This window comes from Psychromonas ingrahamii 37, from assembly GCF_000015285.1.
Taxonomy (GTDB): Bacteria; Pseudomonadota; Gammaproteobacteria; order Enterobacterales; family Psychromonadaceae; genus Psychromonas; species Psychromonas ingrahamii.
Genome location: NC_008709.1, coordinates 3249924 through 3272224, shown reverse-complemented (window position 1 = coordinate 3272224; position 22301 = coordinate 3249924). Strand labels below are relative to the sequence as shown.

Here is a 22301-nt window from a genome sequence, read left to right as displayed (position 1 = left end):
TGCTATTTAATCTTTTGTCACTTCCCGATAAAACAACTCAGAAATGATGGGCGGGTTTTCCTTCCAGCTTCGGGTGTTGAGCTTCGAGTTTTCTAGTTTCGAGCATCGAGCCTTCAAGCCTTTTCGCCTGAGATCATGTTTGGACTGTATTCCGTTGCTATTATCCTTATTTATTCTCAAACCAATCGATCAGAAAATCGACAAATACTTGGATGCGTTTGGTTTTATAACGCACCTTGGGGTAAATAAGCGAGACCGGAACCGCCGGGATATGCCATTGTTCAAAGACGGGTATTAATTGGCCGGTTTGCAGATATTGGTGAGTGTAAAGTTCGTTTAAACGCACTATTCCTAACCCTTCAATAGCTGCCATCGATAAGATATGACCGTTGGCCGAGGAGAGTGAGCCTGTTACTGTGACATCCTGCGCTTTTTCTAAACCTTTATGCTGGAAGTGCCATTTTCGTATGCTGCCGCATAAACAATTGAACTGGGATAATTGTTGCGGGTGATTGGGTTTTCCCTGTTTTTTGATAAACGCAGGGCTGGCCACGACATCGGTTTTTATCTCCATTAACTTACGCGCAATAAGCGATGAATTATTTAATTGTCCCATCCGTACTACTAAGTCAACGCTTTCAGCAATAACATCAACTTGTGCACTGCTAAAATCGAGTTGTATTTCAACTTGTGGGTATTGTTTCATAAAAGCAATAACAGCAGGCGCAAGCATCTTTTCTGAGAATAAACCGCCGACTGAATTGAGCCGAATCAGCCCGGCTACCTGGTCTTGCCGCTCATTAAGGTTTTTTCTGGCTTGTTCTAAAATAGCGGCGGCTCGGGAGCATTCGCTGTAATAAGCGTCACCCGCATCTGTTAGTCGTATTTTACGGGTTGATCTATGTAACAGAGTGATCCCGAGGGTTTTCTCTAAGCTCGATACTTGTTGTGATACGCGGGATTTTGATGTTTTTGTCTGCTCTGCTGCACGGGTAAAACTGCCCGTTTTGACCACCGCTAAAAATGCCAATATCTCAGGTTTTAACATAAATTATCTTCTATTCTTAGTTTTAATTGTTAAATAAAATTAAACAGTGAGTTGATTGTATAGCTGATGATAAACATTGCGCGATTTATTACAATAGTGATTAGCATCGAATGCGATTAGATTAGTGTTAATGTTTTGAAGTTATTTCTTGGTCGTCAATAATTGATAATAGGTGGCAATAATGGAACAACGTAAATTAGGTAAAAGCGGACTGTCTGGATCGGTCATTGGTTTAGGCTGTTGGCAGTTAGGGGGGGATTTTGGTCCTGCCGGTGTTGAGAATAGCGAGCAAATTTTAAGTGCGGCCGATAGTGCAGGGATCACATTTTGGGATACTGCTGATGTCTATGGCGGTGGAGAAAGTGAAAAGAAAATAGGGGCTTGGCAACATGCACATCCCAAGCCACGCACTATTGTCACTAAGCTTGGTCGTGATGGATCCCTTTACCCGGATAAATATACTGCTGAAAATATGCAGCGCAGTATTGAAGAGTCACTCGCACGTTTACAGGTAAATTGTCTAGATTTAGTACAGCTGCATTGCATTCCCCCTGCCGTGTTACAAGGTGATGCCGTATGGCAAGCGCTGGAAGACTTTCGCTCGCAGGGGTTAATTAGGCATTACGGCGCGAGTGTTGAAAATATTAAAGAAGGGTTAATGTGTCTGGATAAGCCGGGGTTAACTTCATTACAGATAATCTTTAACATATTCCGCCAGGATGCCGTTGAAAAATTATTACCACAAGCGGCAGCGGCTGATGTGGGGATTATTGCGCGCTTACCACTGGCCAGTGGTTTATTAAGCGGAAAATTTACTTTGGACACTGAATTTAGTAAAAGCGATCACCGTAACTTCAATAAAGACGGCGCGTTCTTTAATGTTGGTGAAACCTTCTCCGGTTTACCCTATCCTAAAGCCATTGAATTAGTTAATAAGCTTAAAGGCTTGCTGCCTGCTGATATTCCATTAGCACAATTAGCGTTACGTTGGCTGGTCGACCAACCTCAAGTCACCAGCGTTATTAGCGGCGCAAGCAGCGCGCAGCAAGTTCAGCTGAATGCCAGCGTTGCCGGCATGGCACCTTTATCAAAATCCTTACACGAGTCATTATCCGACTTCTATTACTCGCAGGTCAGAGAACATGTTCGTGGTGATATTTAACCGCTACTTTTATTAGCTAAACGCTCAAATCAGCGTAAAACGCTTGTAAAACAGGCAATTAAGGTAAATTATAAAGGATGTTTAATCGTTCTAAAATCGATTGACTGGATAAAGTAACTAAGTGGATAAGATATGAAACAAAGAAAATATGGAAAAACTGGAAAAAGGGTCTCGGAGCTGGGGTTTGGCGCATGGCAGTTAGGTAATGCTAATAAAAATGAATGGGGAGATTTAAACCAGGATCCTATTCGCCTTGTTCATGCTGCCATCGATCAGGGCATTAACTTTTTTGATACTGCGCCTAACTATGGCCTGGGCGCCTCGATGGAATATTTAGGCAAAGCACTGGTGGGTAAACGCGCTGATGTTGTCATAAACACTAAGTTCGGGCACAACCCTGAGGGTCAAAATTTTGATCATAAAACCCTGAAAAAAACCGTCGAAAACACATTGACTACTTTAAAAACCGATTATATTGATTCAGTGCTGCTGCACAGTCCTGTTATTGAATTCTGTGATGGTGAACATCCCGTTTATAAGGTGTTTCAGGAATTAGTACAGGAAGGTAAAATACTTAGCTTTGGTGCCTCGCTGGATGATTATCAAAGTATCCATAAACTGGTGACAACAACCCCCAGTAATATCGTTATGCCGCTTTATAATATCAACTTTCAAGACACGGGTGATGCGTTTAAAGAAGCCGCTGAAAAAGACTATGGCATAGTCGTAAAAGTGCCGCTCGACTCGGGCTGGTTAACGGGTAAGTTTACAGATAAAAGTCGCTTTAATGATATACGCTCGCGCTGGTCTAATGATGATATTGAGCGCCGTTTTGCGCTGCAGCAGGAGCTGCTTAACATAATCGGCTCTGAGATGAGACTTCATGAGGCTGCGCTGTCATTTATTCTTGCACAATCTGAAGTTTCTACAGTGATCCCCGGGATAAAAAATGAGCAGCAGTTGGCTGATAATATCGCCGCGTCTCAAAAAACAATCTCTCCGGAACTGCAGGAAAAACTGAAAGAGTATTATAAAATCCAGGTTAAATCAGCGCCTTTAGGCTGGTAAATTTTAGGCAGCAATAAATGAACTCACTGAAAAATAGGAATATTCGCTGGGGAATTATCGGCTTAGGTAATATAGCCGATACATTCGCGCGTGATTTATTAACGGTTAAGGGCGCAGAGTTATATGCCGTCGCCTCAAGAACCGAGCAAAAAGCGCGAGCCTTTGCGCAAAAGCATCAGGCAACTAAAGCCTATGGAAGCTACGAAGCTTTAGTCAATGACGCAAATATTGATGCTGTTTATATAGCAACCCCCCATTCAGAGCATAAAAAACATGCACTCTTATGTTTAGATAAGGGGATCGCGGTGTTATGCGAAAAACCTTTGGCTATGAATGCTGAACAAGTGAACAGCATGATTGCCGTTGCACAAAAAAATAATGTGTTGTTGATGGAAGCGCTTTGGACCTATTTTCTGCCGCATTATCAGTTTGTATTAACCGCGTTAAATAACCAAACCTATGGCAAGCTCCTTAAAATAGAAGCAGATTTTGGTTTTATAAAAGAATTCGACGGTCAATCCCGGCTGTTTAACAAATCACTGGGCGGAGGCAGTCTTTTAGATATCGGTATCTACCCAATATTTGCGGCACTTTCGACACTTGGCGTGCCGGATAGCATAACAGCTGATGCGACCTTTTTTGATAACGGGGCAGATTCCTCCTGCGCCATGACATTTAACTATAACAATGGCTCGACCGCATTATTAAAATCGACATTGTTGGAAGCGACACCCGGTGAAGCGCTGTTCCATTGCGAGCAGGGCACTATTAAAATTAACCGCGATTTTCATAGCCCGTCAACGGTCACTCTAATTAATGGTACAACCCAGGAAAACAGAAATTTTGACTGCAAAACACAGGGCTATAACCATGAAATAACTCATTTTAATGGGCTGTTACGTCAACAAAAAACTGAAAGTGATATTATGACCTTTAATTTTAGCCGAAACCTGATAGAAACGTTAGACCGCGTTAGAGAGGTTATTGGTTTGAAATATTAATCCTTTTACCTTCCAGCTTTTGTTCTCCCGCCTTTTGTTATTCTCAAGTTCAAGCAACCTTATTGTGCAGTTTAGGCCTTTTTAGTGGTAAGGTTCTAGAAAGCAATGCTTGATATGATCATTAATTCACTGGATGGGGTGCTGGGTACGGACCTTTTTTTGTTGGTGAACAGCAATTGGCCTACCAAATCAGCTTCTTTTTATTCGTCACCTGAAAAGGTTAAAACCATCGGCTTTAGTCGGTCAGCTTTAGCTATAATATTTTAATAGGTATTCGGTTAAGGGAGATGGGAATGGATTATCGATATGGTAGCCATACGGTTTTTAAGATTCAGTATTATTTTTTTTGTTACTAAATATAGGTATCAAGTTTTACAAGGAGTCATTAGCAAAGATCATGTTCATTTTTTGGTTTCAGCCCCTCCTAATATGGCACCAAGTGAAATAATGAGAAGGGTGAAGGGGAGATCATCATGAAAGTTCCCCCGACTTAAAAAGCGATACTGGGGACGTCATTTTTGGTCTAGAGGATATTTTTGTGTCATATCTGGAGATGTTACTGAAGAAATGATTAAAGAGTATTTAGCCCATCATTTTGAGCCAAAAGTCGATGATAATTTTAGAACTGAGCAGTAAAAAAACGGGTCTTTGACTCGTATCCGGACCTCAGTCCATAAACGCTAACCCACCCACTTTGGTAGGTGGTTGTTGATTTTTAACTAATTCCCAAACCGGCTCTCTTTAATTCCCAGATGCTTCTGGTTAGTGTGAAACTCGCAATATTGCCAGCATCATCAACAAGTAAATGCCCTTTAAATCCATATAAGTTTCTGATTTACTTGCGTAGAACCCATAACCAGCCTCACCTTTAAAGTTATTATTTTTATTTTCTACTTTAAAATGAGCTGTGCTCATAGGAAAAGCATCGACAATAAAACATTGAGTATTCATGCTACTTGCTCATTTAATTTGCCCTGAAGCAACTGTTGTACATGCCAAATATTTGACGCTTGCTTAGTAAAACTTGAACGGGAAGTAAGCTTCGGAAATAATGATAATTAGTGTGTTTTAAAATACGTCCAAATAGCCTTGTCCGTATCATGTGAAAGAAATTCTCCCTCAATTTTCATCGTAATAACTTCAATATCACTTAAGGCAGGCTTAAAACCTCTACTTCTTAATTTTTCATTTCCGAGAAATTTGGCAACATTTTCATATATCCAACAATAAACCCAAATGATAAACTCTTTTAATGGCATGATCTTATTCGCTTTATTTGTTGTTTGGCGATAACAAAATAAGGTTAGATCATGCCTTTTCAATATTTTTCTCATTTTAAAAGTTGCGCATGGCGTTAATATATTAAAAATAACTAGACGCACTATTCAATTATCATGATAATCATCTTGGTCACTAAGTTAATCTTATTCAGAGTCTTTTTATGTTTTCCATTAAAAATAAATTTTCAACATTTTGTACTTTATCTTCACGACAAAAGTGTTGGTTTTTAATTTTACTTCTTTATAGTGGTTTACTTCGGTTTTGCCTTTTATTTCTCCCATTTCATTTATTATCTTCCATTTTAGGTAAGCAATTTTCGAATTTACAATGCTGTAGTGTAATTAAGGACAATCAATTACACTACTTACCTGAAATAGGTCAAATCACCCGATTAGTTGAAAGGTATTCCCCATGGGAATCTAAGTGCTTAATTCAAGCTATGTTGGCCGCATCGTTATATCGTTATTATCAGATACCATATGTTATTTATTTGGGGGTTTTAAAGCAAAATGATTCCAAAGAGCTATTAAAAGCACATGCATGGAGCCTTGTTGGTGATAAAATAATAACCGGAGCCAAAGGCCATAAAAAATTTACTATTATCAATACTTATATTTCCCCATTAATTAACCATTAACATGACTCAATTTTCCATCCTTTTATCCCTTTTTAAACAATATTGGTTTTTCGCGCCTAAACTACAATGCATTGCTTTAGTTTTAATGGTTGTACAAGGTATTTCTAGTGGAATAGGAATCTTATTGATCATTCCATTATTGGAGGTATTGGGGATTTATGGTGAGGCATCATCAACTAATGCAATTATTTTATATCTTGAGCAGGCTTTTAATACATTAACGATTGAACTAAATCTGATTAATGTTTTGGTGAGCTATGTTGTGATAGTCAGTATTATTGCAACAATAAAATTTCAATTATCACGCCTAACGGTACGATTACAGCATGGTTATATTAGACATTTAAGAAGTGGTTTATACCATTCGTTATTGAATGCTAAATGGGAATTTATTATTCAGCACAAAATGACTGACTTTATTCATACATTGACAATGCAAGTGCAAGCTATGGGGCAATCGGCAAGTTTGATTATGAACTTATTAAGTCAATTTATTTTAGTGGGTATACTTTTTTTCTTTGCACTCTTTGTTTCTTGGGAGTTAACTATTTCGGTATTCCTATTTACGACGATTATCTACCTTGCTTTATTACCTTTTAATAAAAAGCTTTTTAACTCAGGAAAGCTTGAGTTAGTGAATTACAAACAAATATTTCAAATGGTTAACGAGCAGTTAGCAAGCTTGAAAATGATCAAGAGCTATGGCGTAGAATCTAATTATAGTGACAAATTATCTTTCACAAGCAGTCAATTAGAACAACAACAAATAGAAGTTGCTACGGTAAATGCATTAACTCAATGGCTGTATTTAATTATTACCGTGATTTCTTTTAGTGTGTTTTTTTATTTTGGTTCTCAACTAATAGAAGTAAGTGCTTTATTTGCGTTGTTATTACTTTACAGTAGATTGCTACCGCAGGTTATTGCTATTCAAAGTAATTATCAAAGACTCATACATAAAGTGCCAGCCTTTAATGATATTGAACAAATGTTTAATGCATGTATTAAAGCGCAAGAGAGTACTGCTATTTCGTTGGTGAGCGATATGGCATTTGAAAATAAAATTCAACTAAAAAAAGTTAGTTTTCATTACCCTGATAAAATCGAAAATATTATTGTAAATCTGGACCTTATTATTAATAAAAATGAAACTTGGGCTTTTGTTGCTCAGTCAGGCCGAGGTAAAACCACGTTAGCTGATATTATTACGGGTTTATTACTACCACAAAAAGGTAGTATTCAAATTGATGAACAAACATTAAGTGGGGATAACTGTAAAGCTTGGCGCAAAAATATAGCCTATATAACTCAAGATGTTTATTTATTTAATGATACCATTCGAGCTAATTTATCTTGGGTAAGTAGTGGTGTTTTTTCTGATACTGAAATATGGAAAAAGCTTGAACTTGCTGCAGCAAAAGATTTTGTTGAAAATTTGCCGCTGGGTTTAGATAGTATTATTGGCGATCGTGGTGTTCGATTATCTGGCGGTGAAAGGCAAAGATTAGCACTAGCGAGAGCATTGTTGACAAATCCAAAACTGTTAATATTAGATGAAGCAACAAGTGCATTAGATCTTGAGAATGAGAAAAAAATTCAACAAGCCTTAAGGGCACTAAAAGGGCAAACTACCATGATTATTATTGCTCATCGAGAGTCAACACAAGCCTGTGCTGACCATACATTGCATTTATAAGCTGGTTTTCAATTATGATTCATTATTACCGTATTTTTGATCTTGTTATTTCTACACCTTTTGTCTGTAGTGAATTAATTGAAGCGATACCTCAGCAAGCAGATGTTGTTATTGATTATGGCCATATAGCAAATGATTTATCGATTATCGAAAAACAAAAATTAAAATGGCAAGTTAATAAAAATCAAGTTTTACTGAAAATACCCGATGCTGGAAAATATTTAATAGAGAATGGCGAAACCATAACAATAGAGCCAGAAGAAAACACCTCCTTAGATATTATTAAGCTATTTTTATTAGGAAGTGCTTTAGGTGCTATCCAGCATCAGCGTCAACGTTTAACATTACATGCAAGTGCTTTTACAAAGTGTGACCATACTATTTTATTATGTGGTCAATCAGGCGCAGGAAAATCAACAACGGCGAATGCATTAATTCAGCAAGGCTTTCAATTACTCAGTGATGATTTAGCGGTAATAGACTTTCTTGATGGGGATGCTTTTGTTACACCAGCTTACCCACAAAGTAAGTTATGGCAAGATGCGGCTGAAAAGCTTTCTATTGAATACAAAAATTTTCACCGTGTTCGTGATGAGCTTGATAAGTACCGTATTCCAATTAATAACAATTTTTGTAATAGGCCAAAAAAAATAACACATATTATTAACCTCCAGCTAAGTGATATTGAATTGGCAAAAATTAATTCATTAACGGTATTTGAGCAGCTGGGTGTATTAAAAATACATAGTTACCGAAAAAAATATTTTACTTTAGAACAAGCACAGGGTAACTTTCAAGCATGCGCAGCTTTAGTTGATTTAGTACCTGTTACGCAAATAACGAGGCCTCAATTAACTAACAGCTTAAAACAAGTAGCGGAATTAATTATTCAGCAACTTACTTAGCTAATAATAAATTAATAACTGAATAGTGGTAATAAATGAATAATAATATTTTAACGTTAAACTCTGTTATATCTCGTGCTGAAAATGTACTTGACTGTACTGTTGATAATGAAATGGTACTAATGTCAATTACCAGTGGTGACTATATTAATTTAAATGCTCAAGCTTCAGCTATTTGGTCAGTAATTAGTGAAGCTCAACCGGTTTTTATTATTGTTGAAAAATTGTTAGCACAATTTGAAGTTGAGTTAGAAGATTGTCAGCAACAAACGTTGGCATTTTTAAACACATTAAAGCAAGAAAGCTTGATAAAAATAACTTAGTGGTTGTATAGCAAGTAATGGAAGAAGCAACTAAAAATACCTATCAAAAGCTATCACAGTTAAGTAGTTCTCAACTCAACTTAGGGTTATTAGCTGGATTAGAAGTAAAGCTCAGTAAAGTGCCTAACGATCTTGATTTGTTAAGATTACAATTAGAACTTTTAAAAAAAGCAGGATTGCTTAATGAAGCGTTTGCTACTCAGCAAAAGCTTGCTAGCTTATCTGGTCACTTTATTAGTGATGACATGATTAAAGCAGCTCAAAAACTATCTTCCGTTACTAAATACTTTAATGTAGATGAAATTAAACCGAATAACTTCTCAAATACTCCTCTCGTAGTGATTGATGATTTTCTATCACCCGCTTTCTTATCTGATTTATTATCTCATACGCTTGAGAATGAAAATAAATTTCGCATGGCGAATGTAGGTTCAGATAATCCGTATTACGTTCCGGATAAACGTTTAACTCATGTTTCTTTTGAGCTTGGGGAATTTAAAGCACACTTTCTTGACTTTGTAGGGAATAATCTTAATCACTTCAAAACATTATTAAATATTCCTGATTTTAATTACGCTAAAAGTGAAATTAAATTAACGAATCATTTAAATGGGGGGTTTTTTCAGCCACATGCTGATAATAAAGCAATGTTTGGCGATACTAAACGCGTGATTTCTTGGCTTTATTATTATCATCAAGTGCCTAAAGCATTTAAAGGTGGTGAACTACTGGCTTTTGATAGCAACATTCAACAACAAGAGTATTACACGCATAAGTTTACAAAAATAGAACCTATCAATAATCGTTTTGTAGCATTTCCAAGCTGTTTTTATCATGCGGTAACACCAACGTTGTTAGCGGATAATCAATTTTCTAATGGGCGTATGGCTGTTGCTGGCCATATTCGTTTTGAGTAGGTATTTATAGTGAGTTTTTTCGTTCCTTTTAAGTTTGTGCAAGCAGGCCCGTTTATTTTAGTGCATTTCATTGATGCAAATAAATTAGATTTAAGCTATGGATTTTTTCGTGACACCATTAATGATATAAATGGTGGTCAGCCGGATAAAATTTTAGAATTAAACGCTTGGTTAGCAACGTTAAAAAGTAATACTTATCAATTAACGTCTATTGGTAGTATTTTTCATGTGTCTCGTTGTGGCTCTACTTTATTATGTCAAAATTTAAAAGCCAGCAAACAATTTTTGGTGTTAGGTGAACCTGGTTTTTTAGGCGCTATCTATAAAGAACACAGCATTATTCCTGAGCAGCTGGGAAGTTTAGTGGCGAAAGAGTCATTAAAGTTATGGAATCATTGGGCCTGTCATCAAAGTAAACAACTTATTATCAAGTTTACTAGTGGCACTATTTTTTATTTACAAAGAATTAAGCACGATTTCCCTCAACTTAAGGTATTGTTTTTATATAGAGAGCCAAGTGCGGTAATTGAATCGCTAACACGAAAGCCAACGTCATATATTAAAAACCCGATTTGGCGTAAAAAGCTGGCAACTCTCCCTAAAGAATTAGTTGAGCATCACCACGAATACACTACTGAAGCCAGCCGTATTTATTTATCGTCATTAGCTGTAATGCAAACACATTTTTGTCAGCAAAGCTTTTTATGCGAGTATAGCGATTTAGCTAATAATTTTAGTGATATCATTAATTTTTTTAAACCCTCAGAGGTACAAGAAGATTTAAATAGTCAATGGCAGCAAACTTGGTCATCAAAAAAAGGGCAATGGAAAAGTCAAAAATATATTCAAGTTAAAAGTGAAACTGTTGATGTTTTTTTGCAAAATAACTATAAATTAATCAATTACCTATTCATAAAATATCAAGAGTTTAATAAAGCTATGTTAACCACACGCACAGAGATTGATTAAATGAGTACGTTATTAGGTGTAATTGCTAAACATAATGATGTAACTATTCAGCCGGAATGGTTGGGCTTAATGCAACAAGCCAGTAAACCTTTTCCTTATGATGTTAGTGGTAGCATTGAGTTCGCCCAAGCTATATTTTCCTGTCAACAACGGCTTAATACCCCCGAAGCGCAATATGCGAAACCCATTAACCAATTGGATAAATTTTATTTGTTATTTGATGGCCGATTAGATAATAGAGAGGCATTAGCCAATAAATTGGGCGTGAAAATATCACCCGAATTAAGCGATGAAATGCTCGTTTTATCAGCTTATAAGCAATATCAAGATAAACTTTGCCAGCATTTGCTAGGGGATTTCGTCTTTGTTATTTATCAACCTGAAAAATATCAATTATTGATTGCCCGTGATCATTTAGGTGTCCGCCCACTTTTTATTACTGAAACCAATGACTTTATTGCTTTTGCTTCCAATAAGCCGGCATTAGTAGCGTTACCTTATATAGATAAAACCATCAACGAACAGTGGTTAGCTGATTATATTACTATTACAAAAGTAGAACATCATAGTAGTTTTTATCAGGAGATTAACTCATTTCCGCCAGCATCTTGTTTACAGTTAATAGATCAAAAAGTTCATTATCAACAATACTGGCGTTTGGATATTACACACACGTTAACTGAAAAAACGGACGATGAATATATTGCTGAATTTAAGTGTTTATTGTTTGAAGCGGTGAAGTGTCGTTTACGTTGCTATGGCGAAATAGCGTCAGAATTAAGTGGTGGTTTAGATTCAACCTCTATAGCATCAATTGCTGCAATACTATTAAATGACCATTTACCACCAAACTCAAATAAGAAAAATATTCATGCATACTCACATCGCTTAGCGAAACAGTATCAAGGTAACGTTTTTCCTTTTAAAGATGAAGGAGAGTATATTGATTTACTGCTTAGTCTTTATCCTAATATACAGGGCCATGCTATTCATAGTGAAGAAGTTGGTATCATAGATGAATTAATATATTCAGATTGTGTTCATGCAGGACCATGTCGTAGTGATTTATCACAGTTTGGTAAAGAGTTATTTGGCGCTATGCAAGGGCAAGGTTACCGTAGCTTATTATCTGGTTTTGGTGGCGATCAATTAGTGACATCACAAGGTAATGGTTGGGATATTGAATTAGTACAAAAAAAGCAATGGCAAACGTTATGGCGACAAGCTAAGTATTTTACGTGTAATCCTCTTAAAAGATTAAAGTTTTGTTTAGGAGCAATACAACGCACATATTTTTCATATCGAAAGTTTAATTTTTTTATTTCTGACTGGAAAATACTTCAAAAATCCTGTGGCATTAATGATATGTTTGCAAAAAAAAAGGGCTATCCAGATAGATATTTTGAACACCCAACACGCGATACCTCTGGTACGGTAAAACAGCAAGAGCTAAAAGTAATAGAGTCAGCGCATGTATTATATCGCCTTGAAGATTCAGCTGTTGGTGCCGCAAGTTACGGTGTTGATTACCGGTATCCGTTATTAGATGTTCGTTTGTTGCAGTTTTGTCTAGCTTTACCCGCACATATAAAAGTACACAATGGTATTAAACGTAATATGATCAGGAAAGCTACTCAAGATATATTACCTGATGATATTCGCTTACGACATGATAAATCAGGTGCAACTGTGCCTACATCAAGGTTGCGTATTATGTATGATCAAGACATTATTATTCGTCGTTTAATGACAACGGCAAATAATAAATTACTTTGTCAATATATTGATAGCGATATTATTGAGCAATTGATATTATCATTGCAGGAAAATTTGGCAAAGCGCGATGATATTAAAAATAAAACATTATTTAGATTAGTTGCTTTGCAGCTTAATAAATTATCACGAGATAATGAAAGTTAATTAAAAAAACCTAAAAGGAAATAATTATGTCAGATAAGATAGAAAAAACAGTGAGTAATTCTAAAAATAATACTTTGGTAGAAAATAAAGCTGAATGGCAAGTGCCTAGCCTAAGCAAGTTAGATGTAAGTCAGACCCAAGGAGGAAGCGTTAGCAGTGATGAACTTGCTTCTTCTAAAGTCGGTTCGTAACGTTTGAAAATATATTTGTAAGTTTTTGCTGAGTTATTTGATGACCAGCGATATCAAATACTAAATTAATTTCTAATAAAAATACTTGGTACGCTGTTATGGCTAAATCGAATGCTAGTAATTTTTTTGAATAGTGTTCATGACAACTTGTGGCAAGTTGTTTAGCTTCATTAAATATAGGTACAATATTATTTATTACTCTTTAATGGGTTTTGGATAATACTCAACAACTTGTTGTAAAGGCTTATGGTTGAAAAGTAAGCCTATCTCCCCCGTTTTTATATTAACATTAGCGATAAAAGCATTATTCTTATTGAGTTTTTGCTGCTTTGGAATAAATAAAATTCCTGCAATACATGTTTTTTTTATCATCTTGTTTGACACTAATCAGCTTTAAAGTAATTAATTGCTTTGCATCAACAAACTTAAAACTAGAATGATTAACTAATTTCTCTTGAAAAATATTATTATTTTCTTGATTTTTTATATGCTGTAATAATTTAACATTACTTAGTTGTGTTATTACGGTTTCATTGTGTTTTATATGCTCTTCTAAGCGCCAAGTGTTATCGACTTTTGTGCAGACTTGAAATCCCTCACCGCCACTACCTTGTTTTCTTTTAATTACGAATGCTGGCCAACTTAATAGATTAACTAACTCTGTTGAATAGAGTGTTTTGGGGGTTGATAGGCCTTGCTCTTGGAAAAATACGTTAAATTTAGCTTTGTTAGCGATCCGCTCATCACCGATGTGTTTGTTTATATAAGGTAATAAGGCAAATATCTGATGATCTAAAAGCCAATTTTTGGCTGGGTATTTATGTGAAAACATTTGATAGCGATAATATTGTCTCGGTGGCATCGCTAACCATAAACCATAGAAAATAGACTCAATAAATATTCCCCACGGCTGTCTTGACGAAAACTCTCTTGCCTTCCTACCAAATCTTTTAAAACAAAAAACGGCTTGGAATAATAATCGTAAGGGCCAAATAAGGGTTAAAAATATTTGTAATGAAAAACTAATCACAAAAGTGTAATGAGGGAAATAACGAAAACAGCAGGCTTTATGATGCCAAGCTGCATTTGGAAAAAGCACACATAAAGGTAAAGGGGAAAAAATATACTTACGTTTAAGCCGACTGGAGATCTTTTTGATTAGTCTTACCATTATTTTTTCTATTTACCTAAGTTATTGGTTCGGGTTAATCCAAGCGTATAATGTTAAATTGGTGACAAATAGATTGATTTATCAAAACTTGTTTTACGTTGTTATCAATTGTAGTAATGGTAATTAAATTGATTTTAGTCTTTTAAGATAGTTTATTTTTTAATGATTTTAAGGCGTTTCTGTTGCCTCAAGTGATAATGGAAACTGTATTTCAGATTTTTTGTTTGATTCTTTACCTAAAAGTATAAATAAAAACACGCAAAATACAGAAAGTAGAAACACTAAAGCAATTAAAATAGGACTGAACTTAAATATAGGCTCTTCTGCTATGTAGGCAGGTGATAATACTTTAAATTGTCGAGACAAAGAACTATACATTGATGTCAGCTTCGCCTCGTACTGTGTAATTAACTCTTGTTGTATATATATATAACGGTTATCAATAATCAATCGTTGCAAATTATACAGTTCATCTAGCTGTATACGCTTTAACTCATCGGCAATATAGCTATTAGCAAAGTAAATATAATCATTTACTATCTGTGCTGCAATAACTGGATCTTTCCAAACTAGTTTAATATTAATTAAATTATTTTTTTTTGTGTACTTTATTTTAAAACGTTTATTAAGATTTTTAGCTGCCTTTGCCAAAGATGGCTCACCTTTATTCTTAGAATTACGCCAACGTTGATTTTCGGTATCCCACTTATCTTCAAATAATAACTTTTTCAGGTCGTATTTTATAATAAACTGTTTGGTTAGTTGTATGCTTTTTAGCCGAGCGAACTTTTCATGAACAGCGATTATGCTATTGCTTTTTTTTTGTCGATACATTGATTTCATTAAACGTCGAGCGTTCCTTTCCATTTTTTTTAAAGCAGATTTATTTAAATCACCGACACTGTCGACTACAGGATAGATAGTGGCCATAGCTTCGTATTTAGGATAGAAATTTGTTATAAAAACAGCTAAAACACTCAAAAGTAGAGGTATCAATAGCAACTTAAGCCAATCCATCCGTATTAGTTTAAAACTTAGCGTTATTTTCATAATTTATAAAAATTTACGTTTAAAGGCTAAAAATGGACGTAGAGGATAGATTAGGAACAACCATCTAGGCGATAAAGAATTAACACTTGAATAATCTAAAATAGAGGGGTGCAACTTACATAACAGCATGGCCAATTTGTATTTAGAGCTTTTAAAGGCGAAAATTTCGAATAGATGGCGCTTAATGGCAAAAGTTCCTGAATTAACATAAGCAGGATTGTCTAGTCCCTGTAAACAGGTTTTAATCATCATTCGGCAAAGCCAGTCTTTTTTATAAAAAAGACTGGCTTTATCTGGCAGAGGCTTTTTATAGATCGTTGCCAGTAGGTACAAACTGCAAACAATAATGCGACAACTGTTATCAGAGAAGTAGCTGCTATCATCAATATTATTTTCAAGCTGTTCACTATAAATCTTAATGTCGACTAACCATTTTAAACGATGGAATAGAGTATGTGAACCGTGCCAGCAGAGATAAAACAACTCATCAACAGATAAATCTGTTTGGAATAGCTTATCTCGATATTGGAGTTTGTTTTGATAAATACTTATTTCATCGATGATAGGGATGGATAGTTCGAGATGAAGTTCTATTAATAGCCCTTCTTGATTGGTATAACCTATATCTTTATGTACTTTGAAATATTCATTTCGCCATTCATCATCTAAAGCCTCAAACTCATGAGCGTAGAACCCCATACTATTTAGTATGCTATTGGCTTGGCCTAGGTCAGATTTTGAAATTAGGACGTCGATATCATTATTATTTCTAAGTGCAATATCACAGTAGATTAGTTTAGAAAGGGATAAACCTTTAAAAAAATGTATTGGAATATTTTCTTCATGAAATAAATAGTTTAACTCAGCGTAAATTCCTAGTTGTGTAGTGTTTCTTTTTTTGTTTTTAACATACTGATTTTTTAAATAAAATAATAATTTAGAAGGCACTTGTTCAATAAAATGTTGACGGATATTATTGTATATACAGGGATGAGTGCGATGCTGAATTATTAATGTTTGTAAGCGATCAAAATTTACTTTTTTTAATAAGGAAGCCGTAGCATACACTTCATCAATAGATAATTGAGGCAGGCTAAGCCAAGCTACTGTCTGTAATTCAATGCTGATATTCTTGTTATAATTCACTTCACTGCCTTTACAACCTTATCTGATATTGAACAAAATAAAACTGAATGTGATTTAAGGGTACCCTTAATTTAACTAGTAAAGGGGTTAACGTCTCTAGTCACTTTAGTAGTATCGCTTACTTGTATTTTGATCTGGTACTACTAGCAGTACTATCAAAAAGTGTAGTTTTCAAATATTGCTACAAAATAGCCTTAGGCATAAAAAACCGAACATATTATTAATAAAGGCTTTTCGGGTTCTTTTAGGGGGTTTAATATGGTGCCGCTGTGGGACTTGAACCTTGTGAGACCTTAATGTCATGCAAGTATTCTAACCAACTGAACTAAGCGAGCACAATTGAATTTATACTTATAATTCTTTGAATTATTCAACTGAGCTATGTTAGCTTTCAACTGTCTTGCTTGCAAGTGCTTTTGCTTAAACTGGCATAAATTAAGTTCAGTTACTTTTTTTAAAGCAAGAAGCTAATAAAATATTCTATTATGCTGCTTATATATATTTATTCGCCACACGTTTTTGAATTATATTTAACCACCAATCAAGTAAAATTGCCGCTGTAGTTAAGCCTGTGATAAATCTTACCCAAAACCCATAAGCGCCAATTATTGGAATAATCCAGTCAGTGATTCCTAAAACTAAACCAACGGTTAGGCTTACTAACCAATAGGAAAAAAGGCGACTATAAAATAAATTTAGTGTCTTTATCATAGTAATTGTGGACATATATGGACGCTCCACATCTGTCAAATAATTGAATTAAATAAATCGTTAAAATACTCTGTCTCGTAATCCTTACGGTAATGCCGTGAAATAAACTGCTATCTACATATATCCGGCTTCTTTCATGATCCTCCTTGGCCGAGCCTTAATGAGATTCAAGCGCTCCAATGTCCTTTGCACCCAATTGGCCTGTAACGGCCGATGTCCATGAACAGGTTTCACCAGAGCTAAACCATTTTAATTCATATTTGCTATTACGCCACTTGGGCCGGCTCCTTTTTTTAAAAATCAATCGGTTTAAATAAGGCAGATTCAACTTTGAAGTGCATAACCACTAAGCGGCTATAGCCACTCTATGTTCAGCCATTAATTTGGCTGGCGTTTTGTAATTTATTTTTTTTCTTGGTCTATCATTGAGTTTGACTATTACATCTTGAACTTCTGATTGCGATACTTTTTTGAAGTCTGTTGATTTCTGCCAATATTGTCGTAATAGACCATTGGTGTTTTCATTCAATCCTCGTTGCCACGAACAATAAGGATCTGCAAAATACACATCACATTTCAAACTCTCAGTCATTTCTTCATGATAAGCAAATTCTTTACCATTATCCGCAGTGATCGTTATTACGGAATCTTCAAACGGTTTTAACAAAGCAATGGTCGCTGCTGTGACTGTTTTCGCTGATTTGTCATCTACACGTGTCGACACCGTAAAGCTAGTTTTCCGCTCTACAATAGTGACCAACGCGCCACTGTGTCCTTTGCCAATAACCAGGTCGATTTCCCAATCACCCATTCTGCTTTTATCATCAACAACTTGTGGGCGCTCATCAATACTTATGCGGTTCTTTATAAACCCTCTACCTGCTTGCTTATCTTTATTGCGTGTTTGGTAAATTTTTCCTTTCCTACGTAATTTTTTGAATAAGTTACCGCCACTTTTTTTATCTGACCAAACATGCTGATAAATGGTTTCATGGCTAATATTGATGCTTTGTTGCTCTCTAAGCCTGCCTGATATCTGCTCTGGACTCCATTTTTCTTTAATTCTGGAGTCAATTAACTCAATGAGACTTGTTGTCATTTTAATGGCTTTACAAGCGGCTAATCGACGCTTATCTGATGATATTTGAGCTTGCTGAATACGATAACCACGCTTACCTGTATTACGGGACAACTCCCTGCTAATCGTTGATTGGCTAACACTTAGTTGCTTTGCTATTTTATTTTGACTCAAACCTGTTTTCTTTAAGGCATAAATCTGGCATCGTTGTTCGTAGGTCAGTTGGTTATATGTTTTCATTGTTGCATCTCTTGCCGGAGAAAAAGCGATTAGCATATAGTCAGCTGACCGTTTTTTCTACCTATTCAAGTTATGCACTTATTATTTGAATCGAAGTAACATAACCGGGCATTTTAAAATCTTTATTTTCTGCCAATACTGCCCACGTCATTCGGGCTAATTTATTGGCTAATGCGACAATCACTTTTGAAGCGGGTTTGGTCTCCATTAATGATTGGATCCACAGGTTAAACCGGTCGTTATATTTGTGGCACCAGTTCATTAATGATCTTGCCCCATGAATAAACAAGGTTCTTAATTGACAGTTTTCTCGTTTGGTAATACCGCCATGATAATCGATTACTTTGTTTAAGCTTTGTCACCTTCGAGCGTCGGGCTTCAAGCCTTTTACTTTTTGTTTTCAAGCCTTCAAGCCTTTCCTTTTGTTTTCCCGCCTTTTGTTATTCTTAAGTTCAAGCAACCTTATTGTGCAGTTTAGGCCTTTTTAGTGGTAAGGTTCTAGAAAGCAATGCTTGATATGATCATTCATTCACTTACTATCAGGTAGCTATTGATGCGCATAAGTATAATAGCAAGCACATACAACCCTCTGATAAATATCATCCAGGATGACTGATACCAAGGAAAAATAATGGACTACTCATGGCTTCTTATTGCATCCATTTTAGTGTTTTTTATGCAAGCGGGATTTTTGTGTCTCGAAAGTGGTCAAATCCGCAGCAAAAATAGCATCAACGTGGCGGCAAAAAACATTTCTGATTTTATTATTGCAGTGCTTATTTATTGGGTATTTGGCTTTGCTTTAATGTTTGGTGATTCACTGGGTGGGGTACTGGGTACGGACCTTTTTTTTGTTGGTGAACAGCAATCGGCCTACCAAATCAGCTTCTTTTTATTTCAAATGATGTTTTGCGGCACCGCTGCAACGTTGGTATCGGGTGCGGTTGCAGAGCGTATGTCCTTTATGGGCTACCTGTCTATTGCTGCCATACTGAGCGCATTTATCTATCCGGTAGCGGGGCATTGGGCCTGGGCGTCTAACTATCAAGCTGCTAATCAAGGATGGTTAGAGCAATTAGGTTTTATCGATTTTGCGGGATCCACCGTTGTCCATTCGGTTGGCGGTTGGGTTGCACTAGCGGCGATAATAGTGATTGGGCCCAGAATTGGACGTTTTGATTCCCAGCACGCCTTACCGAGTGGCAGTAATTTACCGATGTCGTTGCTTGGCACTCTTTTAATCTGGTTAGGCTGGTTCGGATTTAATGGTGGCAGCACCTTAGTGATGAATAATCAGGTGCCTCTGATCCTGCTTAATACCTGTTTAGCGGCTGTGGGAGGTGGTTTTGTCGCATCGTTATGTCACTATTGGCACAAACGCTATGTCGATGTCGGCACTATTCTGAACGGTATTATCGCGGGGCTAGTTGCAATTACTGCGGGCTGTCACGCGGTGACACCTAAAGCGGCTATGTTGATTGGCATGATTGCAGGTATCATTTTATATTTTGGCAGGTTATGGATTGCTAAACTTAAAATAGATGATGCCCTGGGGGTTGTTCCTGTCCATCTATTTGCCGGCATTTGGGGAACCTTAGCCGTCGCACTGTTTGCCGATTTAAGTGTGTTAGGGACGGATCTGACCCGAAGCGAGCAGCTATTTGTGCAACTTATCGGGGTTTTGGTTATTTCTGCATACAGTTTCGGGCTCAGTTTTTTACTATTATTGCTGGTTAACCGCTTTTTTCCACTCAGAGTCAGTGCTGAGAATGAACTGCTGGGCATGAATATCTCCGAACATCGCGCGTCAACAGAATTAATCGACCTGCTTGGTGCAATGAATAAACAGGAGTCAGAGGGCAAATTTTCACAACCGGTAACCGTTGAACCTTTTACTGAAGTGGGACAAATTGCCAGTCAATACAATAAAGTTATCAAGCGGGTAGATAGCGAAATTTCAAATCGTGATAGCGCGATTAATAAATATAAGTCCAGTGAAAAGAGAAAAAGCGCCATTCTAGATTCGTCAATGGACAGCATTGTCAGCATTGATTTAGAGGGCGCGATTATCGAATTTAATCCGGCCGCCGAACGTACCTTTGGCTATTCAAAAAGTATGGTTATTAATAAGAATTTTATCGACTTGTTTATATTAGAATCCGATCAAGCCGCCGTGTGGAAAAACTTAGCCTATAAATTTTTATCTGCGCAAGGTTTAGTGCGTGATCACCGCAATTCACTTACCTTGAATCGCCACTTACAGTCTGAATTCCCTGCCGAAATCACTATTACCGGGGCAAGTTTTGGTAGTGAGATACAAAATGAATTTACCCTGCATATACGTGATGTAACGCGGCAATTAAAACTGCAGGGAAAACTAAAACTATTGGCCTATAGCGACCCCTTAACCGGTTTATATAACCGTACCTACCTGATGGATTCGTTAACAACAGCGATTAATCGCAGTGCCGATAGCGATCGAGATGTGGTTATGTTTTTTCTGGATTTGGATAGATTTAAAAAGATTAATGACACATTAGGGCATAAGGCCGGTGATGAGCTGCTCTGTGAAGTAGCAACACGGCTAATTAGCGTTACCCGCAACACTGATATTATCGCAAGATGGGGGGGCGACGAGTTTGTTATTTTGTTCACTGAAGCGGTTAACCAAGCGTTTGTAGACAGTAAAGCGACTGAAATATTGAAGGTTATGCGTCAGCCCTTAGCGTTAGAAGGGCGGGTGATCAGCATACCGACCAGTATTGGTATCGCCACCGTCCAACCGGGTATTACCACCGCCGAACAATTAGTGCAGCAGGCTGATCTTGCCATGTACTCAGCAAAACAGGGCGGCCGGGATAACTACCAAATATTTAAAGCGGAGATGGGCCATCAGGCTGCCCGTGATTTTGATCATGAGCAGGATATGCGCAAAGGTATTGCGGCGAAAGATCAGTTCTTTATGGTCTATCAGCCTAAAGTGACGGCTGATAATCAACTGGTCGGTCTGGAAGCTTTAATGCGCTGGCAGCATCCGCAAGAAGGGTTGATATCACCGGCTGATTTTATCCCACTGGCGGAAGAGTCTAACTTGATTATTGAGCTGAGTGAATTTGCCATATTAACGGTGCTTGAGCAGATCCGCCGTTGGCTGGATAGTGGATATGAAGACGTTACCGTAGCGATAAATATTACGGGCAAACATCTTGTTTCCGGTACGCTTGTTCCCTACATCTCTGAACTATTGACCCGTTTTGATATAGAGGGTACTGCGATTGAAATTGAAATAACAGAAGGGGTACTGTTAACCGATGTCGATCGCTGTATCGAGGTAATGTCTGATCTCAAATCATTAGGCATTAAAATATCGATAGATGATTTTGGAACGGGTTACTCTTCTCTAAGCTATCTAAAACGTCTGCCTATTGATGTGCTTAAAATTGATAAATCATTTGTTGATGACTGTGCAATCTCATTAGAAGACGGGGAAATATGCGCAACGATCATTAATCTGGCTATCAATCTGGAGCTAACAACGGTTGCTGAGGGGGTCGAAACACAGGAGCAACTTGATTTTCTGGTGGCGCATGGTTGTGATACCTACCAGGGTTACTTCTTCCATAAACCAAATTCCGCGCAGGTTATTGAAAAACTACTGCAGCGAGTAAGCACGCTGGTGTAAAAGGCAAGTTTCGGCTATCGGCTGACGGCTTCGAGCTTTCTAGCTTCCAGCCTTTTACTTTCGGGCTTTGAGTGTCGAGCGGAAATAAGAATTTTTTAGAGATGA

The 22301-nt window shown here is 36.8% G+C and carries 19 protein-coding genes and 2 pseudogenes; 13 read left to right on the top strand and 8 right to left on the bottom strand.

The genetic code is table 11. The features are described from left to right. Nucleotides 1-166: 166 nt before the first annotated feature. Nucleotides 167-1048: a LysR family transcriptional regulator gene (locus PING_RS13790; RefSeq protein WP_011770939.1), complete on the bottom strand. Its 882-nt coding sequence runs from the start codon at nt 1046-1048 to the stop codon at nt 167-169. A gap of 181 nt (nt 1049-1229) precedes the next feature. On the opposite strand from PING_RS13790, the gene PING_RS13785 reads away from it, so the two are divergent. The 4 genes and pseudogenes from PING_RS13785 to tnpA all read left to right on the top strand — a co-directional run bounded on the left by PING_RS13785 (nt 1230) and on the right by tnpA (nt 4915). Then, a complete protein-coding gene (locus tag PING_RS13785) occupies nt 1230-2210 on the top strand; it encodes an aldo/keto reductase (RefSeq protein WP_011770938.1) in 981 nt (326 codons plus the stop codon). A gap of 132 nt (nt 2211-2342) precedes the next feature. Next, entirely contained in the window at nt 2343-3278 is a 936-nt protein-coding gene (locus tag PING_RS13780; protein WP_011770937.1) for an aldo/keto reductase, read from the top strand. A gap of 17 nt (nt 3279-3295) precedes the next feature. Further along, entirely contained in the window at nt 3296-4279 is a 984-nt protein-coding gene (locus PING_RS13775; RefSeq protein WP_011770936.1) for a Gfo/Idh/MocA family protein, read from the top strand. Between the two features lie 293 nt (nt 4280-4572). Beyond that, a pseudogene (gene tnpA, locus PING_RS20145) lies at nt 4573-4915 on the top strand (IS200/IS605 family transposase). A gap of 36 nt (nt 4916-4951) precedes the next feature. On the opposite strand, the pseudogene PING_RS22000 reads toward tnpA, so the two are convergent. Next, a pseudogene (locus PING_RS22000) lies at nt 4952-5538 on the bottom strand (transposase); the annotation flags it as partial. Nucleotides 5539-5720: 182 nt separating this feature from the next. Here PING_RS22000 and PING_RS21895 point away from each other — a divergent pair. Genes PING_RS21895 through PING_RS20675 form a run of 8 tightly spaced genes read left to right on the top strand, consistent with a single transcriptional unit; the run spans nt 5721 to nt 13118 of the window. After that, nucleotides 5721-6197: a lasso peptide biosynthesis B2 protein gene (locus tag PING_RS21895; protein WP_011770934.1), complete on the top strand. Its 477-nt coding sequence runs from the start codon at nt 5721-5723 to the stop codon at nt 6195-6197. Nucleotide 6198: 1 nt separating this feature from the next. Continuing rightward, complete coding sequence (locus PING_RS13755; protein ID WP_011770933.1) at nt 6199-7893, top strand: ABC transporter ATP-binding protein; 1695 nt, start codon at nt 6199-6201, stop codon at nt 7891-7893. A gap of 14 nt (nt 7894-7907) precedes the next feature. Further along, nucleotides 7908-8798 carry a hypothetical protein gene (locus PING_RS13750; protein ID WP_011770932.1) on the top strand — a complete coding sequence of 297 codons (891 nt, stop codon included), beginning with the start codon at nt 7908-7910 and terminating at the stop codon, nt 8796-8798. A gap of 35 nt (nt 8799-8833) precedes the next feature. After that, a complete protein-coding gene (locus PING_RS13745; RefSeq protein WP_011770931.1) occupies nt 8834-9121 on the top strand; it encodes a PqqD family peptide modification chaperone in 288 nt (95 codons plus the stop codon). 17 nt (nt 9122-9138) lie between these two features. Then, nucleotides 9139-10038 carry a 2OG-Fe(II) oxygenase gene (locus tag PING_RS13740; RefSeq protein WP_011770930.1) on the top strand — a complete coding sequence of 300 codons (900 nt, stop codon included), beginning with the start codon at nt 9139-9141 and terminating at the stop codon, nt 10036-10038. 9 nt (nt 10039-10047) lie between these two features. Continuing rightward, nucleotides 10048-11007, top strand: a complete 960-nt coding sequence (locus tag PING_RS13735; RefSeq protein WP_011770929.1) for a sulfotransferase family protein — start codon at nt 10048-10050, stop codon at nt 11005-11007. Beyond that, the gene (locus PING_RS13730) at nt 11008-12927 is read left to right on the top strand and encodes an asparagine synthase-related protein (protein WP_011770928.1); all 1920 of its coding nucleotides are present in this window, start codon (nt 11008-11010) and stop codon (nt 12925-12927) included. It begins immediately after the preceding gene. Between the two features lie 26 nt (nt 12928-12953). Next, the gene (locus tag PING_RS20675) at nt 12954-13118 is read left to right on the top strand and encodes a hypothetical protein (protein WP_157035376.1); all 165 of its coding nucleotides are present in this window, start codon (nt 12954-12956) and stop codon (nt 13116-13118) included. A gap of 310 nt (nt 13119-13428) precedes the next feature. Here the strand turns inward: PING_RS20675 and PING_RS13725 are convergent, their stop codons facing one another. The 6 genes from PING_RS13725 to PING_RS20670 all read right to left on the bottom strand — a co-directional run bounded on the left by PING_RS13725 (nt 13429) and on the right by PING_RS20670 (nt 18776). Continuing rightward, nucleotides 13429-14289: a sugar-transfer associated ATP-grasp domain-containing protein gene (locus PING_RS13725; protein ID WP_011770927.1), complete on the bottom strand. Its 861-nt coding sequence runs from the start codon at nt 14287-14289 to the stop codon at nt 13429-13431. A 168-nt stretch (nt 14290-14457) separates the two neighbouring features. Next, a complete protein-coding gene (locus PING_RS13720) occupies nt 14458-15291 on the bottom strand; it encodes a hypothetical protein (RefSeq protein WP_198134696.1) in 834 nt (277 codons plus the stop codon). 51 nt (nt 15292-15342) lie between these two features. Beyond that, complete coding sequence (locus PING_RS13715; protein WP_011770925.1) at nt 15343-16485, bottom strand: nucleotidyltransferase domain-containing protein; 1143 nt, start codon at nt 16483-16485, stop codon at nt 15343-15345. Between the two features lie 492 nt (nt 16486-16977). Continuing rightward, complete coding sequence (locus PING_RS13710; RefSeq protein ID WP_041766506.1) at nt 16978-17211, bottom strand: hypothetical protein; 234 nt, start codon at nt 17209-17211, stop codon at nt 16978-16980. 331 nt (nt 17212-17542) lie between these two features. Continuing rightward, nucleotides 17543-18514 (bottom strand): IS30 family transposase, encoded by a 972-nt coding sequence (locus tag PING_RS13705; protein WP_041766505.1) that lies wholly within the window; start codon nt 18512-18514, stop codon nt 17543-17545. A gap of 70 nt (nt 18515-18584) precedes the next feature. Beyond that, on the bottom strand, nt 18585-18776 hold the full coding sequence (locus PING_RS20670) for a hypothetical protein (protein WP_157035375.1): 192 nt from the start codon (nt 18774-18776) through the stop codon (nt 18585-18587). Nucleotides 18777-19145: 369 nt separating this feature from the next. Here PING_RS20670 and amt point away from each other — a divergent pair, with 369 nt between their 5' ends. Next, nucleotides 19146-22196, top strand: coding sequence for an ammonium transporter (gene amt / locus PING_RS13700; RefSeq protein WP_011770923.1), 3051 nt, complete (start codon nt 19146-19148; stop codon nt 22194-22196). Nucleotides 22197-22301: the final 105 nt, after the last annotated feature.

Excerpts from the sequence above, each read along its gene's own strand:
- PING_RS13785 (WP_011770938.1), top strand. The coding sequence starts at position 1,230 with ATGGAACAACGTAAATTAGGTAAAAGCGGACTGTCTGGATCGGTCATT.
- PING_RS13745 (WP_011770931.1), top strand. The coding sequence starts at position 8,834 with ATGAATAATAATATTTTAACGTTAAACTCTGTTATATCTCGTGCTGAA.
- PING_RS13790 (WP_011770939.1), bottom strand. The coding sequence starts at position 1,048 with ATGTTAAAACCTGAGATATTGGCATTTTTAGCGGTGGTCAAAACGGGC.
- PING_RS13730 (WP_011770928.1), top strand. The coding sequence starts at position 11,008 with ATGAGTACGTTATTAGGTGTAATTGCTAAACATAATGATGTAACTATT.
- PING_RS21895 (WP_011770934.1), top strand. The coding sequence starts at position 5,721 with ATGTTTTCCATTAAAAATAAATTTTCAACATTTTGTACTTTATCTTCA.
- PING_RS13705 (WP_041766505.1), bottom strand. The coding sequence starts at position 18,514 with ATGAAAACATATAACCAACTGACCTACGAACAACGATGCCAGATTTAT.
- PING_RS13725 (WP_011770927.1), bottom strand. The coding sequence starts at position 14,289 with ATGGTAAGACTAATCAAAAAGATCTCCAGTCGGCTTAAACGTAAGTAT.
- PING_RS13775 (WP_011770936.1), top strand. The coding sequence starts at position 3,296 with ATGAACTCACTGAAAAATAGGAATATTCGCTGGGGAATTATCGGCTTA.
- amt (WP_011770923.1), top strand. The coding sequence starts at position 19,146 with ATGGACTACTCATGGCTTCTTATTGCATCCATTTTAGTGTTTTTTATG.
- PING_RS20670 (WP_157035375.1), bottom strand. The coding sequence starts at position 18,776 with ATGAACTGGTGCCACAAATATAACGACCGGTTTAACCTGTGGATCCAA.
- PING_RS13740 (WP_011770930.1), top strand. The coding sequence starts at position 9,139 with ATGGAAGAAGCAACTAAAAATACCTATCAAAAGCTATCACAGTTAAGT.
- PING_RS13755 (WP_011770933.1), top strand. The coding sequence starts at position 6,199 with ATGACTCAATTTTCCATCCTTTTATCCCTTTTTAAACAATATTGGTTT.
- PING_RS20675 (WP_157035376.1), top strand. The coding sequence starts at position 12,954 with ATGTCAGATAAGATAGAAAAAACAGTGAGTAATTCTAAAAATAATACT.
- PING_RS13710 (WP_041766506.1), bottom strand. The coding sequence starts at position 17,211 with ATGTCCACAATTACTATGATAAAGACACTAAATTTATTTTATAGTCGC.
- PING_RS13750 (WP_011770932.1), top strand. The coding sequence starts at position 7,908 with ATGATTCATTATTACCGTATTTTTGATCTTGTTATTTCTACACCTTTT.
- PING_RS13780 (WP_011770937.1), top strand. The coding sequence starts at position 2,343 with ATGAAACAAAGAAAATATGGAAAAACTGGAAAAAGGGTCTCGGAGCTG.